The following is a 13,042-nucleotide window of genomic DNA, read 5'->3' on the forward strand; positions in this document are numbered from 1 at the left end:
GCCCGCGGCGCCGGCCGTACCCGTGCGGGCGGGCGCGCGGCCGAGCAGCTGCAGCAGCCCGGCACGGAGCTGGGCGGCGCGCACCGGCTTGGTCAGGTACACCTCGATGCCGCACTCCCGCGCGGCCTGTGCCTCACCGGCCTGGTTGGTGGAGGTCAGCATGGCCAGCCGGGTGCCGTCCAGGACGGGGTCGGCGACGATGGCCCGGGCCAGCCGCAGGCCGTCGAGGTCGGGCATGTGCATGTCGAGCAGGGCGACGGTGAAGGGGTCGCCCGCTCCGGCGGCCTCGTGCAGGACGGCCAGGGCGCTGCGGGCGTCCGGCGCGCTGTGCGCCCGCGCGCCCAGCCCGCGAGCAGGCCCCTGACCACCCGGCGGTTGGTGAGGTTGTCGTCGACCACCAGCACGCGCACCCCCGCCAGGTCCGCGGCGAGGTGCTGCGGCGCGGCCGGCAGCGCGGCCGCGCCGGGCAGCGGCAGGGTGAAGTAGAAGCGGCTGCCCTCGCCGCCGTACTGGTCAGGCCGATCGTGCCGTCCATCAGCTCGACGAGCTGGCGGCTGATGGTCAGGCCCAGGCCGGTGCCGCCGTAGCGGCGGGTGGTGGAGGTGTCGGCCTGGGTGAAGGCGTCGAACAGGCCCTCCTGCCGGTCGGCGGGGATGCCGATCCCCGTGTCGGTGACGGCGAAGAGCACCTGCCGGATCCCGGAGCCGTCCTCGGCGGGCCGACCCCGACCTCGACGACGACCTCGCCGCGCTCGGTGAACTTGACGGCGTTGGAGACCAGGTTGGTCAGCACCTGCCGGATGCGGTGCACGTCGCCGCGGAGCGCCGGAGGGATCGCCGGGTGCACCACCGCGGCGATCTCCAGCCCCTTGGCCTGCGCGGAGGCGGCCATCAGGCCCACCACGTCCTCGACCAGCAGCCGCGCGTCGAAGTCGACGGGGTCGATGTCGAGCTTGCCCGCCTCGATCTTGGAGAAGTCGAGGATGTCGTTGATCACGTTGAGCAGCGCGTCGGCGGAGCTCTGCACCGTGGTCAGGTAGGCGCGCTGCCGGTCGTCGAGCTCGGTGTCCAGCAGCAGGGTGGTCATGCCGATGACGCCGTTCAGCGGGGTGCGGATCTCGTGGCTCATGTTGGCCACGAACTCCGACTTCAGCCGCGAGGCCGCCAGCGCCTCGTCGCGGGCCGCGGCCAGTTCGGCGTCGGCGCGCCGGTGCTCGGTGACGTCGCGGATGAAGGCGTTGAAGGTCACGCCGTCGTCGGTGGAGGACGACCACACGGTCATCTCGGCGGGGAAGACCGTGCCGTCGTGGCGGAGGGCCTCGATCTGCACGTAGCCGCCCGTCGCGGGCAGCGCGCCGCCGGCGAGCGCCCGGGCGAGATTCGCCGAGTGGTAGGCGCGCTGCCCTCGGGGATCGTGAGCTCGACCGGGTTCCGGCCCAGGGCCTCCTCGGCCGACCAGCCGAAGGTCGCCTCCGCCTGGCGGTTCCACCGGATGATCCGGCTGTCGCGGTCGACGACGAGGAACGCCTCGCCGGCCGCGTCGAGGATGGCGCCGACCTGCGCCTCCCGCTGGACCAGGTCGGCCTCGGCGGACCGGCGGCGGCGCTCGGCGCACGCCGTCAGCACCAGCCCGCCCACCAGCAGCTGCGTCAGCGCGAGCGCGGCCAGCGCCGGCGAGACCGGGGCGCCCGGGAGGAGGTGCTCGGACGAGGACTGCACCGCCCGCACCACGGGCAGCGTCCCCAGCGCCGCCAGCGTGAGGATCAACGGCAGTCGGAGAAAACGCCTCATCGGCCAGGGCCTCCCGCGCTCGTCGGCTGTCATCGCGTTCCCATCGGCGGGGACGGGCCGATCCTGAGCGGCGTGCCGGGGGCGGGGCCGGCTCTCACCGTTCTGCCACCGTTCACGACCGTTCCGTCATGCGGTCGTCCGAGCCGACCTCGGTAGACGGCGCGGCCGGACGACGCCGATAGACTGGACCCACCGCTGTGGTTTCCTTTGGGGGTCTTGGTGTCAGAGTTCGACCCGTTGTCCGACCCGTTGTTCGACACCGTCCTGGTCGTCGACTTCGGCGCGCAGTACGCGCAGCTGATCGCGCGACGGGTGCGCGAATGCCACGTCTACTCCGAGGTCGTCCCCTCGACGATGCCGGTCGAGGAGATGATGGCCAAGAAGCCCAAGGCCATCATCCTGTCGGGCGGGCCCTCGTCGGTCTACGCCGAAGGCGCCCCCCCGGTCCCCCGCGGCCTGTTCGAGACCGGCGTGCCGACCTTCGGCATCTGCTACGGCTTCCAGGCCATGGCGCAGGCGCTCGGCGGCACGGTGGCCAGGACCGGCGTCGCGGAGTACGGCGGGACCCGGCTGGAGGTGTCGCAGGAGGGCGTGCTCTTCGCGGGCCTGCCCGCCGAGCAGTCGGTCTGGATGTCCCACGGCGACAGCGTCTCCGCGGCCCCCGAGGGCTTCGACGTCACCGCGTTCACCCCCGAGACCCCGGTCGCCGCCTTCGAGAACCCGGTCAAGGGCCTGTACGGCGTGCAGTTCCACCCCGAGGTGCTCCACTCCGAGCACGGCCAGGCCGTCCTCAAGCACTTCCTGGACGCGGCCGGCTGCCGTCCCTCCTGGACGATGCTCAACATCGTCGAGGAGGCGGTGGAGGCGGTCCGCGCGCAGGTCGGCCCCGAGGGCCGCGCCATCTGCGGCCTGTCCGGCGGGGTGGACTCCGCGGTCGCCGCAGCGATCGTGCAGCGGGCCATCGGTGACCGGCTGACCTGCGTCTTCGTCGACCACGGCCTGCTGCGCAAGGGCGAGGCCGAGCAGGTCGAGCGCGACTTCGTCGCCGCCACCGGCGTCAGGCTCCGCGTGGTGGACGCCCAGGAGCGCTTCCTCAAGGCGCTCGACGGGGTCACCGACCCCGAGGAGAAGCGCAAGATCATCGGCCGGGAGTTCATCCGGGTCTTCGAGGACGAGCAGCGCGCCATCATCGCCGACGGCCCGGTCGACTTCCTGGTGCAGGGCACTCTCTACCCGGACGTGGTCGAGTCCGGCGGCGGCACCGGCACCGCCAACATCAAGTCCCACCACAACGTCGGGGGGCTCCCCGACGACCTGCGGTTCCAGCTGGTCGAGCCGCTCCGCGCGCTCTTCAAGGACGAGGTCCGCCGGGCGGGCGAGGAGCTGGGCCTGCCCGCCGCGATGGTCTGGCGCCAGCCGTTCCCCGGTCCCGGACTCGGCATCCGCATCGTGGGCGCGGTCAGCCGCGAGCGCCTGGAGATCCTGCGCGAGGCCGACGCCATCGCCCGCGAGGAGCTCTCCCGGGCCGGTCTCGACCGCGAGATCTGGCAGTGCCCGGTCGTGCTGCTCGCCGACGTGCGCTCGGTGGGCGTCCAGGGCGACGGCCGCACCTACGGCCACCCGATCGTGCTGCGGCCGGTCTCCAGTGAGGACGCGATGACCGCCGACTGGTCCCGCGTGCCGTACGACGTGCTGGCCCGCATCTCCACCCGGATCACCAACGAGGTCCGCGAGGTCAACCGCGTGGTGCTGGACGTGACGAGCAAGCCGCCGGGCACCATCGAGTGGGAGTAGGCGGCATGCGGCGGCGGCCCGGGGGAGACCTCCCGGGGCCGCCGCCGTGTGCGGGGTGATCATAGGTCACTAAATGGGCATTACTCCCTTTACCGGATGAGATGCCCGGTATGTTGGGGCGGGTGTCGACGACCACTGCCAGCAGGTCCGCCCGTTCCGGGACCTCCACCCGGCTGGCCTGGCTGGACGCGCTGCGCGGGATCGGCGCGACGGCGGTGCTGCTGGAGCACGCGCTGCCCTGGTTCATGCCGCAGTTGCGGCCCTACTGGTTCAGCCTGGGGCTCTACGGCATCCTGGTGTTCTTCCTGGTGAGCGGGTACATCATCCCGGTCTCGCTGGAGGGCCGCGGGGACGTCCGGGCCTTCTGGATCAGCCGGTTCTTCCGCCTCTACCCGATCTACCTGCTGGTCGCGGCCGGGGTCCTGGTGATGGCCTTCTGGCTGCCGGTCCGCGAGCAGGTGCCGCGCGACGTCGCCTCGGTCTCCGCGCACCTGACGATGCTGCTGGACGTGGTCCACCTGGGCGGCCTGGCCGACACCATGTGGACGCTCTCCTACGAGATGGTCTTCTACCTGCTGGTCACCGCCCTGTTCGTGTACGGCCTGCACCGCGGGAGCGGGACGCTCGCCGTGGGGTTCGGCGCCGTCGCGGTCGGGACGGGGCTGGTGCTCACCGCGCCGTTGCTGACGGGTTTCCAGCCCGCCTACGTCTCAGGGGTGGTGTTCGCCGCGGGCATGGTCTGCCTGGTCACCGGGAGGCTGCGCAGGACGGCCGCCTGCGTGCTCGGGGTGATGGCCGTGGTGCTGCTGCTCTTCGCGGGCTTCGTTCCGTGGTTCGGGGCGGCGATCCTCGCGGTGATGTTCACCGGGACCGCGATCCGCCGCTGGGAGCAGGGCACCGGCACTCTCTGGCCGGTGGCCGCCGCGACCGTACTGGTGGTGCTGGCCCCGGTCTGGGCGGAACAGGCGGGCTGGTGGTGGGTCCGGCCGGGGGTGTGGACGACCACGATCGCCCTGGCCGGGGCGACGTTCGCGGGCGCGATGGCCCTGCGTGAGCGCCGCCTCCCGCGCTTCCTGGTCTGGCTCGGCCTGGTCAGCTACTCGGTCTACCTGCTGCACCACCCGCTGCTCCGGCTGACGCACGCCGTGGTGGGGGACACGCGGTCCATGCCGCCCGCCGTACAGGCCGCGGTCACGGTGGGCTTCGTCGCGGTGGTGCTGGGCCTGAGCCTGCTCACCTACCGCTACGTCGAGCTGCCGATGCAGAACCTGGGCAGGCGGCTCGTCCGCAGGTCGCAGGGGTTCGCTGCGGGCCGGCAGGCCGTAGGAGCCCACTCGCGGGCCGGCCGGTCGTAGGAGTCCACGTCCACCCGCGGGCCATGGGGACGCCGGTGACGCCCGCGGCCCGGCGCTCCGGAGAGGGCGGCCGGGCGCGGGCGGCCGGTGACGGCTCAGTTGCCGTCGGTCGGGGACTCGGCGAACTCGTCCGGGTCGCCGGTGGGCGAGTCGGCGGACAGGTCCTTGTCGTCGGCGGCGGCCGCGGGGAAGACGTCGGCCGGCTTCAGGGTCTTGAAACCGGGGAGCGAGGAGACCGCCACGACGTGGTAGCCCTGCTTCTTCAACTCGGTGAGCAGCTTGGGCATGACGGTGACGGTCTGGGCGACCCAGTCGTGCATGAGGATGACGCCGTCGCGCTTGGCGTTCTTGAGGACCTCGTCGTAGATGGCCTTCTCGTTCTTGGTCGCCCAGTCGCGGGAGCCGCCGTTCCACAGGACGATCGGCATCTTCATCTCGGCGGCGACGGCCTTGGTGTCGTCGTCCAGCAGGCCGAACGGCGGGCGGATCGTCGTCGGGTACTTGCCGGTGGCCTTCTTGACGACGTCCTGGGTCTTCTTGAGCTCCTCGCGGATCTCCTCGATGGAGCGCTCGGTGAACTTCGGGTGGGTGTAGCTGTGGTTGCCGATGTCGTGGCCCTCGGTGACCATCAGCTTGGCGAACGCGGGACGCGACTTCACGTACTGGCCCTCGAGGAAGAACGTCGCCTTGGCGTCGTGCTTCTTGAGGGTGGCGAGCAGCTTGTCGGCGTACTTGCCGGGACCGTCGTCGAAGGTCAGCGCGATGCACTTGACCTTCGTGCAGTCCACCGGCTTGGGCGCGGCGGCGGGCTTGGCCGTCGGCTTGGCCGTCGGCTTGACCGTGGCCGTCGGTTTGGGGGTGGTGGTCGGCTTGTGCTGCTCCGCGCTCCACGCGGCGGTCGGTGCGGACAGCAGGCCCAGGGCGCAGCTGCCCGCGAGGACGATTCGGGTGGAGGACTTCATGAGGGGGACTCCGAATGTTGCGGATGAGGCTGTCGAGGTAAAAAACGTATCGTAATCGGGCACAGCGCCGCAGGTGCCCGTACCGACTCTTCTGCCAGCCGACCTTCAGGATTCCCGGAGCCCGCTCTCAGGCGGTGCGGACCGTCCACGGCAAAGGATCAGCCATGGCGCCGTAAGCGAATCTCGATCCCCGTGAGTCCGCCTCCGCTCCGGATGAGCATGGTGACTCGGCCGCGGGCCCTCCCCGGCATGGTCGCGCACGGTGAACGGACGGGTGAACTCATGCATGACGCCGACATCTCCCTGATGGTGGAACTCGAGGACCGTCACTGGTGGTTCCGGGAGCGCCGTGCGATCTTGCGCAGGGAGCTGCGGGGACTCCAGCCCCGGGGGAGGGCGCTGGACGTGGGCGCGGCCGGTGGCGGGAACACCCGGGTGTTCACCGAGCTGGGATACGACGCCCTGGTCGCGGACTACTCCGAGGCGGCTGTGGAGGCGGCGAAGAAACGCGGGCTGAAGGCCGTGCACGCGGACGCCCGGGACCTGCCGATGGAGAGCGGGTACTTCGACGTGGTCACCGCCTTCGACGTGCTGGAGCACATCGTCGAGGACCACCTGGCGGCGGAGGAGCTCGCCCGGGTGCTGAAGCCCGGAGGAACGGCGCTGATCGCTGTACCGTGTGACATGGCGTTGTGGTCGGCGCACGACGACGCGGTGGGACACGTCCGCAGGTACTCGCGGGAGGAACTCGTCGGCCTGGTGGAGAAGACCGGGCTGACCGTCGAACGGGTCTGGAGCTGGAACGTCCTGCTGCGGCCCGTCGTGGCCCGCCGCCGGAGAAACAGCGAAGGCAACGACCTGATCGGACTGCCGTGGATCGTCAACGCGGGGCTGACCGCCGTCATCGTGCTGGAGAGGTATCTTCCGGTGAAATCGATGCGCGGGGTGTCGGTCTTCCTCCGTGCACGTAAACCCGCCTGATCTCCGGCCGGCGATGCGCGGTCCCCGTACCTCTTGATTTCTGCGGATCTCCGCCGGCCCGGCTGTTCCGGCGCCGCTCGGGGCCGCGGGCGGAGCGGGGACGGAGCCCGCGAATCGAGTAATGTTGGGTTAAAGAAAAACATATTCAACTCCTGGCGGCGGCGTTCGGGATGTTGAATCCACGGGTGAGTTCAAACAGCCTTGATGTGATTCCGTTCAACCGTCCTCATGTCTCACGGAGTGAACTGGAATATCTGACCGAGGCGCTGCACCGGGGATTCACATCGGGGGACGGCCCGTTCACCCGCAGGGCCTGCGGACTCCTGGAGGAGCTGCTGGGCGCCCACCGGGCGCTGCTGACCACGTCCTGCACCCATGCCCTGGAGATGGCGGCGATCCTGCTCGACCTCCGGCCCGGCGACGAGGTGATCATGCCGTCGTTCACCTTCATGTCCACCGCGAACGCGTTCGCCCTGCGCGGCGCGGTCCCGGTGTTCGCGGACTGCCGGCCCGACACGCTCAACCTGGACGAGCGGCTGGTGGAAGCCGCGATCACCCCGCGTACGAGAGCCGTCGTGGTCGTCCACTACGCGGGCGTGGCCTGCGAGATGGACGAGATCGGCGCGATCGCGGAACGGCACGGCCTCGCCGTGGTCGAGGACAACGCCCACGGCCTGGGCGGATCCTACCGAGGCCGGACACTCGGGTCCTTCGGCTGCATGGCCGCGCAGAGCTTCCACGCGACGAAGAACGTCCAGTGCGGTGAGGGCGGCGCGCTGGTCCTCAACGATCCCGGCCTCGTCGCGCGGGCCGAGGTGATCCGGGAGAAGGGCACCGATCGCAGCCGGTTCTTCCGCGGCCAGACCGACAAGTACCGGTGGCTCGACATCGGATCGAGTTACCTGCCGTCCGACGTACTCGCCGCGCTGCTCACCTCCCAGCTGGAATCGTTCGACGTGATCCAGTCCCGGCGCCGGGCGGTGTGGGACGCCTACCACGGCGGGCTGGCGGACTGGGCGGCGGCGAACGAGGTCTCCCAGCCGGTGGTGCCGAGCGGTTGTGCGCATCCCGCGCATCTGTACTACCTGCTCCTGCCCGATCTGGAGAACCGGCAGGCGCTGATCGCCCACCTGGCGGAACGGGGCGTGCAGGCGACGTTCCACTACCAGCCGCTGCACACCGCTCCCGCCGGGATCCGGTACGGGCGTCCGGCGGCGGGAGGGTGCCCGGTCACGGAGAGGATCGCGGACCGCCTGGTGCGGCTGCCCCTGTTCGCGGATCTGAGCGAGTCCGACGCGGCACGTGTGATCGATGCCGTCCGGGAGTACGAGGTGGTCTGACTCCGCCGTTCAAGCAGGACGGGGCCGCCGGGAGGCCGGCCCGTCCTCCACGGACCGATCGAGAGGTCGAGAAAGAGCCGTCATGCGCATCATCCTGTTCTGCAACGACCGGAGCGGCCTGGAGATCGCCGCCTGGCTCCGCGGCCGGCCCGACGCCGACATCGCCGCCGTCGTCCTCAACGCCCCCGGGCGGCGCCCTCGCCGGGCGGACGAGATCAGGGGCCTCTTCCCCGACCTGGACCGGCTGGGGCTGGTCCTCACCGGCGACATGCTCGGAAACGAGGAGGTGCTGCGCCGGATCGAAGGACTCGGCGCCGAGCTGGGCGTCTCCCTGTTCTTCGCGCACATCTTCACCCTCGATGTGATGAAGGCGTTCCCCCGCGGGATCGTCAACCTGCACCCGTCGCTGCTGCCGTACAACCGGGGGCGGCAACCGGCCGTATGGTCGATCATCGACGGCACGCCCGCGGGCGTGACCCTGCACATGATCGATGAGGGGATCGACACCGGGCCGGTGCTCGCCCAGCAGGAGGTGGCGGTGCACCCGCACGACACCGGAAGTTCGCTCTACCGCAGGCTGGAGGAGGCCGCGGTCGAGCTGTTCCTGCGGACCTGGCCGGCGCTGCGCGACGACACGATCGTCCCGGTGGAGCAGGACCACGGCAGGGCCACCGGGCACGCGATCACCGAGTTCGAGGAACTCGGCCACCTCGACCCCGACCAGATGATGCCGGTGGGACGGGTGATCGACATCCTGCGCGCCCGCTGCTTCAACCGGGACGACTGCGTACGGCTCCGCACACCCGGGGGGACCGTCCGGCTCTTCCTCGAACCGATCCCGGACTGACCGGTACGGCGGAGCGGCTGAAAGCTCCTGACGGGAAGCGGTCCGGGAGGACACCGGTCAGGAGCTTCGTCATGTGCCGCTTCGGGAACCGCGGCGGCGGTCAGCGGGATCCGCTCGGCTGGGCCGGCACTCCCGTGACGGCCGACAGCTCCACCCGTTCCCGGACGACGTAGGTGGGCCGTCCCAGTCCGCTCCCGTGGATGCGCCCGATGTACTCTCCCAGCACTCCGATGGATATCAGCTGGGCGGACGAGAAGATCGCGATCATCGAGGTGATCGTGGTGAATCCGGCGACCGTGGTGCCGCCCGTGGCGAAGCGCCACAAGACCAGACCGCCGAGGAGGAGCCCGATGAACCCGGTGAGGAACCCCAGGTAGATCGCCATGCGCAGGGGAGCCGTGCTGTATCCGAGGAGCATGTTCACCGCATGCCGTACCAGCATGCGCACGTTGTAGTTCGACTCCCCGACCTCCCGGTCGTTCATGTGGACCTTGACCGAGCCGACGCGGGTGGTGCCCCAGGAGAGGGCCACGTCGATGCAGGCGTGCGGGCCGGACAGCTCCTCGAACCCGTCCCGCAGGCGGGTGCGGAACGCGCGGAAGGCGCTGATCTCCTGCGCGTTGCGGATCCCCAGCCCCCGGGACATCCCCGTCTTCACCGACCGTGACGCGAGGCTGCGCAGGAACCCGTGCTCCTCGTCGTACGGCACGCCGTAGACGAGATCGAGGCGATCGCCCTCGAGCGCGGCGAGCAGCCGCGGGATCTGCTCCGGGGGGTGCTGGAGGTCGTCGTCCATCGTGACGATCACGTCGAACCGCGCCTCCCTGATGCCGGCGACCAGGGCGTTGTGCTGTCCGTAGTTGCGGGAGAGCCTGATCGCCCGGACGGCGCCGATCCCGCGGGCGAGCGACCGCGCGACGTCCCACGTGTCGTCCGGGCTCCCGTCGACGACGAGCACCACCTCGTAATGGGCGGAGACCTCGCGTAAAATCGGAATAATTCTGTCCACCAGCGCCGGCAATGTTTTCGCCGATCGGTAACACGGGACGACGACAGAAACTGACACTTGATTCCCCTGACTGCCTGCGGGCCCTTTGGTGGGTCCGGTCCAAGCCTCGGATTCCACTGGGCGGCCGTCCGACGAAGATCCATGGAGGTGTCGCAGATGACCCAGGTGGAAGTGCGGAAAATTGCCGGTGACCGATCGGACCTGCGAGCCCGCACTCTGACGTCTGCTCTTCGCGGACAGCGCATCACATATTTGATCGGTGGTGCCGCGACGGTCGTGGTCTATTCCGGTCTTCTTGCCCTGGGCTTACTGATCCTTGAAGAGCGATTCCATTACCTTGTTTTGGTCGCGGTCAGCCACCTGATGACCATCCTGATCGTCTACCCGTGGTATCGGCTGGTGGTGTTCCGCGTGTCCTCGGGTTCGTGGATATCAGGGTGCCTGCGCTTCTACGCCGTAGGCTTGAGCGCTCTGGCGGCCTCCTTCGTCGGGCTTCCGGTCCTCGTCGAACTCGTCGGGCTCCCGGTCCTCGTCGCCCAGCTGCTCATCGTCCCGGCGAGCACCGTGCTGGGTTACGTGATCAACCGTTCATGGGCCTTCCGTTGAACAGGCGCGGGCAAAGCGTTGGCAACGGACGCGGAGGCGAGGGGTAAAAGCGGGGTGTCCGCGAGCCGGTCCCTCCCACACTCGGTGGAGCGATGGCCCGATGCGACCGATTCATGTCCAGCGGAGTGTTGCGTCTGACAGATCACCGTCGCGTCCGGCAGATCACCATCGAAACCAGCAGGGAGCCGAGAAGCGTGAAAGCGCTCGTCCTGGCGGGTGGCAGGGGCACGAGACTGCGCCCGCTGACGCACACATCCGCGAAGCAACTGGTCCCCGTCGCCAACAAGCCGGTGCTCTACTACGGCCTCGAGGCGATACGCGCGGCGGGCGTCACCAGCGTCGGGATCATCACTGGGAGTACCGGTGCGGAGGTCCGTGACGCGGTGGGCGACGGGTCGCGGTTCGGGCTCGACGTCACCTACATCCCGCAGGAGGAACCTCTCGGGCTGGCGCACTGCGTGCTGATCGCCCGCGAGTTCCTCGGCGACGAGCCGTTCGTCATGTATCTCGGCGACAACTTCCTGGTCGGCGGGATCGCCGACCTCGTCGACGCGTTCCGCCGCGGCGGATACGACGCCCAGGTCCTGCTGACGAGGGTCGCGGAGCCCCGGTTCTACGGGGTCGCGGAGCTCGGGTCCGCCGGCGAGATCATCGGGTTGCAGGAGAAACCGGTCCACCCGCGCAGCGATCTGGCGATTGTGGGGGTGTACTCCTTCTCACCGGCCATCCACGAGGCGGTCCGGGCGATCACGCCGTCGGCGCGCGGAGAGCTGGAGATCACCGATGCGATCCAGTGGCTGATCGAGAACGGTTACTCCGTCCACTCGCACATGGTGACCGGCTACTGGAAGGACACCGGTCGGCTGCAGGACCTGCTGGAGTGCAACCGCATGATCCTGGAGGCGGTCGAGCCGGACAACAGGGGAACGGTCGACGGGCTGAGCGAGGTCACCGGACGGGTCGTCATCGAGCCCGGGGCCGTCGTGGAGAACTCCGTCCTGCGCGGCCCGATCGTCGTCGGGGCCGATGCGAAGATCCAGTCCTCGTATGTCGGCCCCTTCACGTCGATCGGGCCGCGCTGCGTCGTGCAGAACGCGGAAGTCGAGTACTCGATCGTCCTCGACGACTCCTCCATCCACGGGGTCTCCCGGCTCGCGCACTCCCTCATCGGCCGCAACGTCGAAGTGAGCCGGGCCGAGGGGATCCCCAACACGTACGGGCTCATGGTGGGTGACCACAGCAGGATCCAGGTGCGCGCATGAGGGTCCTCGTCACCGGAGGAGCGGGGTTCATCGGCTCCCACTACGTACGGTCACTGCTCGGCGGCGCCTACCCGGGATGGGAGCACGCCCGCGTCACGGTCCTCGACAAGCTCACCTACGCCGGCGACCTCGCCAACCTCGCGCCGGTGGCGGATCATCCCGGGTACGCCTTCGTCCGGGGTGACATCACCGACGTCCGGCTCCTCTCCGAAGTCGTCCCGGGCCACGACGTGGTGGTGAACTTCGCCGCGGAGAGCCACGTCGACCGGTCGATCGCGGAGGCGGGCGATTTCGTGACGACCAACGTCCTCGGTACGCAGCGGCTGCTGCAGGCGGGGCTGGAGGCCGGGATCGGCACGTTCGTCCAGATCTCCACCGACGAGGTGTACGGCTCGATCGCCGAGGGCTCCTGGGACGAGTCCGAACCCCTGCTCCCGAACTCGCCCTACTCGGCGGCCAAGGCCTCCGCGGACCTGCTCTGCCGGTCCTACAACCGCACCCACGGTCTGGACGTGCGCGTAACCCGCTGTTCCAACAACTACGGCCCCTACCAGCACCCCGAGAAGGTCATACCGCTCTTCATCACCCACCTGATCGGCGGCCGGCGGCTCCCCCTCTACGGGGACGGCCGGAACGTCCGTGAATGGCTGCACGTCGACGACCACTGCCGGGGAATCCAGCTGGTGCTGGAGAAGGGCTGCCCCGGCGAGATCTACAACATCGGCGGCGGTGTCGAGCTCAGCAACCTGGAGCTCACCGAGCGGCTGCTCGCGGCCTTCGGCGCCGGCTGGGACAGGGTCCTGCGCGTTCCCGACCGGCTGGGGCACGACCTGCGGTACTCCGTCGACAGCACCAAGATCCGGGAGATCGGCTACGAGCCGCAGATGGATTTCGACGACGGGCTGACGGAGGTCGTGCGGTGGTACAGGGAGAACCCGGCGTGGTGGCGGGGCTCGGTGGCCTGACGCCGGAGGGCGGGAACGCCCTTCGGTCTCCGGGCGCTCCGGAGACGGCACGGACAGGCGGCGGAGGGACGCTCCTGCGGGCGGCGCCGGCGGTGGTGCTGTGCGTGTTCGTCGGCTGTGTTCTGGTGCGC

13 protein-coding genes and 2 pseudogenes are annotated in these 13,042 nt (G+C 69.8%); 9 read left to right on the top strand and 6 right to left on the bottom strand.

Annotated features, from left to right (window positions below):
* On the bottom strand, positions 1-345 hold a 345-nt coding region (locus ACWJ6R_RS17615; protein WP_449063269.1), incomplete at its 3' end, for a response regulator.
* On the opposite strand from ACWJ6R_RS17615, the gene ACWJ6R_RS17620 reads away from it, so the two are divergent.
* Entirely contained in the window at positions 238-486 is a 249-nt protein-coding gene (locus ACWJ6R_RS17620) for a hypothetical protein (RefSeq protein ID WP_449063271.1), read from the top strand. The two genes, ACWJ6R_RS17615 and ACWJ6R_RS17620, sit on opposite strands and share 108 nt — an antisense overlap.
* Before the next feature lie 76 nt (positions 487-562).
* Here the strand turns inward: ACWJ6R_RS17620 and ACWJ6R_RS17625 are convergent.
* The 3 genes and pseudogenes from ACWJ6R_RS17625 to ACWJ6R_RS17635 all read right to left on the bottom strand — a co-directional run.
* Positions 563-688: pseudogene (locus ACWJ6R_RS17625) on the bottom strand (ATP-binding protein); the annotation flags it as partial.
* A gap of 278 nt (positions 689-966) precedes the next feature.
* Positions 967-1,281, bottom strand: a pseudogene (locus tag ACWJ6R_RS17630) (histidine kinase dimerization/phospho-acceptor domain-containing protein); the annotation flags it as partial.
* A complete protein-coding gene (locus ACWJ6R_RS17635) occupies positions 1,278-1,790 on the bottom strand; it encodes a PAS domain S-box protein (RefSeq protein WP_449063259.1) in 513 nt (170 codons plus the stop codon). The pseudogene ACWJ6R_RS17630 and the gene ACWJ6R_RS17635, both read right to left, overlap by 4 nt.
* A 237-nt stretch (positions 1,791-2,027) precedes the next feature.
* On the opposite strand from ACWJ6R_RS17635, the gene guaA reads away from it, so the two are divergent.
* Positions 2,028-3,584: a glutamine-hydrolyzing GMP synthase gene (guaA, locus tag ACWJ6R_RS17640; protein ID WP_449063270.1), complete on the top strand. Its 1,557-nt coding sequence runs from the start codon at positions 2,028-2,030 to the stop codon at positions 3,582-3,584.
* 122 nt (positions 3,585-3,706) lie between these two features.
* Positions 3,707-4,939 (top strand): acyltransferase family protein, encoded by a 1,233-nt coding sequence (locus ACWJ6R_RS17645; RefSeq protein ID WP_449063260.1) that lies wholly within the window; start codon positions 3,707-3,709, stop codon positions 4,937-4,939.
* Positions 4,940-5,034: 95 nt separating this feature from the next.
* Here ACWJ6R_RS17645 and ACWJ6R_RS17650 read toward each other — a convergent pair whose 3' ends face one another.
* Positions 5,035-5,901, bottom strand: a complete 867-nt coding sequence (locus tag ACWJ6R_RS17650; RefSeq protein WP_449063261.1) for a polysaccharide deacetylase family protein — start codon at positions 5,899-5,901, stop codon at positions 5,035-5,037.
* Between the two features lie 282 nt (positions 5,902-6,183).
* Here ACWJ6R_RS17650 and ACWJ6R_RS17655 point away from each other — a divergent pair, with 282 nt between their 5' ends.
* The 3 genes from ACWJ6R_RS17655 to ACWJ6R_RS17665 all read left to right on the top strand — a co-directional run bounded on the left by ACWJ6R_RS17655 (position 6,184) and on the right by ACWJ6R_RS17665 (position 9,069).
* On the top strand, positions 6,184-6,882 hold the full coding sequence (locus tag ACWJ6R_RS17655; RefSeq protein WP_449063262.1) for a class I SAM-dependent methyltransferase: 699 nt from the start codon (positions 6,184-6,186) through the stop codon (positions 6,880-6,882).
* A 185-nt stretch (positions 6,883-7,067) separates the two neighbouring features.
* On the top strand, positions 7,068-8,222 hold the full coding sequence (gene rffA, locus ACWJ6R_RS17660) for a dTDP-4-amino-4,6-dideoxygalactose transaminase (protein WP_449063263.1): 1,155 nt from the start codon (positions 7,068-7,070) through the stop codon (positions 8,220-8,222).
* A gap of 82 nt (positions 8,223-8,304) precedes the next feature.
* Positions 8,305-9,069 (top strand): formyltransferase family protein, encoded by a 765-nt coding sequence (locus tag ACWJ6R_RS17665; RefSeq protein WP_449063264.1) that lies wholly within the window; start codon positions 8,305-8,307, stop codon positions 9,067-9,069.
* 100 nt (positions 9,070-9,169) lie between these two features.
* Here ACWJ6R_RS17665 and ACWJ6R_RS17670 read toward each other — a convergent pair whose 3' ends face one another.
* Positions 9,170-10,195 (bottom strand): glycosyltransferase family 2 protein, encoded by a 1,026-nt coding sequence (locus tag ACWJ6R_RS17670; RefSeq protein WP_449063265.1) that lies wholly within the window; start codon positions 10,193-10,195, stop codon positions 9,170-9,172.
* A gap of 39 nt (positions 10,196-10,234) precedes the next feature.
* On the opposite strand from ACWJ6R_RS17670, the gene ACWJ6R_RS17675 reads away from it, so the two are divergent.
* The 3 genes from ACWJ6R_RS17675 to rfbB all read left to right on the top strand — a co-directional run bounded on the left by ACWJ6R_RS17675 (position 10,235) and on the right by rfbB (position 12,911).
* Positions 10,235-10,684 (top strand): GtrA family protein, encoded by a 450-nt coding sequence (locus ACWJ6R_RS17675; protein WP_449063266.1) that lies wholly within the window; start codon positions 10,235-10,237, stop codon positions 10,682-10,684.
* Positions 10,685-10,878: 194 nt separating this feature from the next.
* The gene (locus ACWJ6R_RS17680; protein WP_449063267.1) at positions 10,879-11,946 is read left to right on the top strand and encodes a glucose-1-phosphate thymidylyltransferase; all 1,068 of its coding nucleotides are present in this window, start codon (positions 10,879-10,881) and stop codon (positions 11,944-11,946) included.
* Positions 11,943-12,911 carry a dTDP-glucose 4,6-dehydratase gene (gene rfbB, locus ACWJ6R_RS17685; protein WP_449063268.1) on the top strand — a complete coding sequence of 323 codons (969 nt, stop codon included), beginning with the start codon at positions 11,943-11,945 and terminating at the stop codon, positions 12,909-12,911. The genes ACWJ6R_RS17680 and rfbB overlap by 4 nt, the downstream gene beginning before the upstream one ends.
* The last annotated feature ends 131 nt before the right edge of the window (positions 12,912-13,042 follow it).

Source organism: Planomonospora algeriensis, from assembly GCF_977012225.1.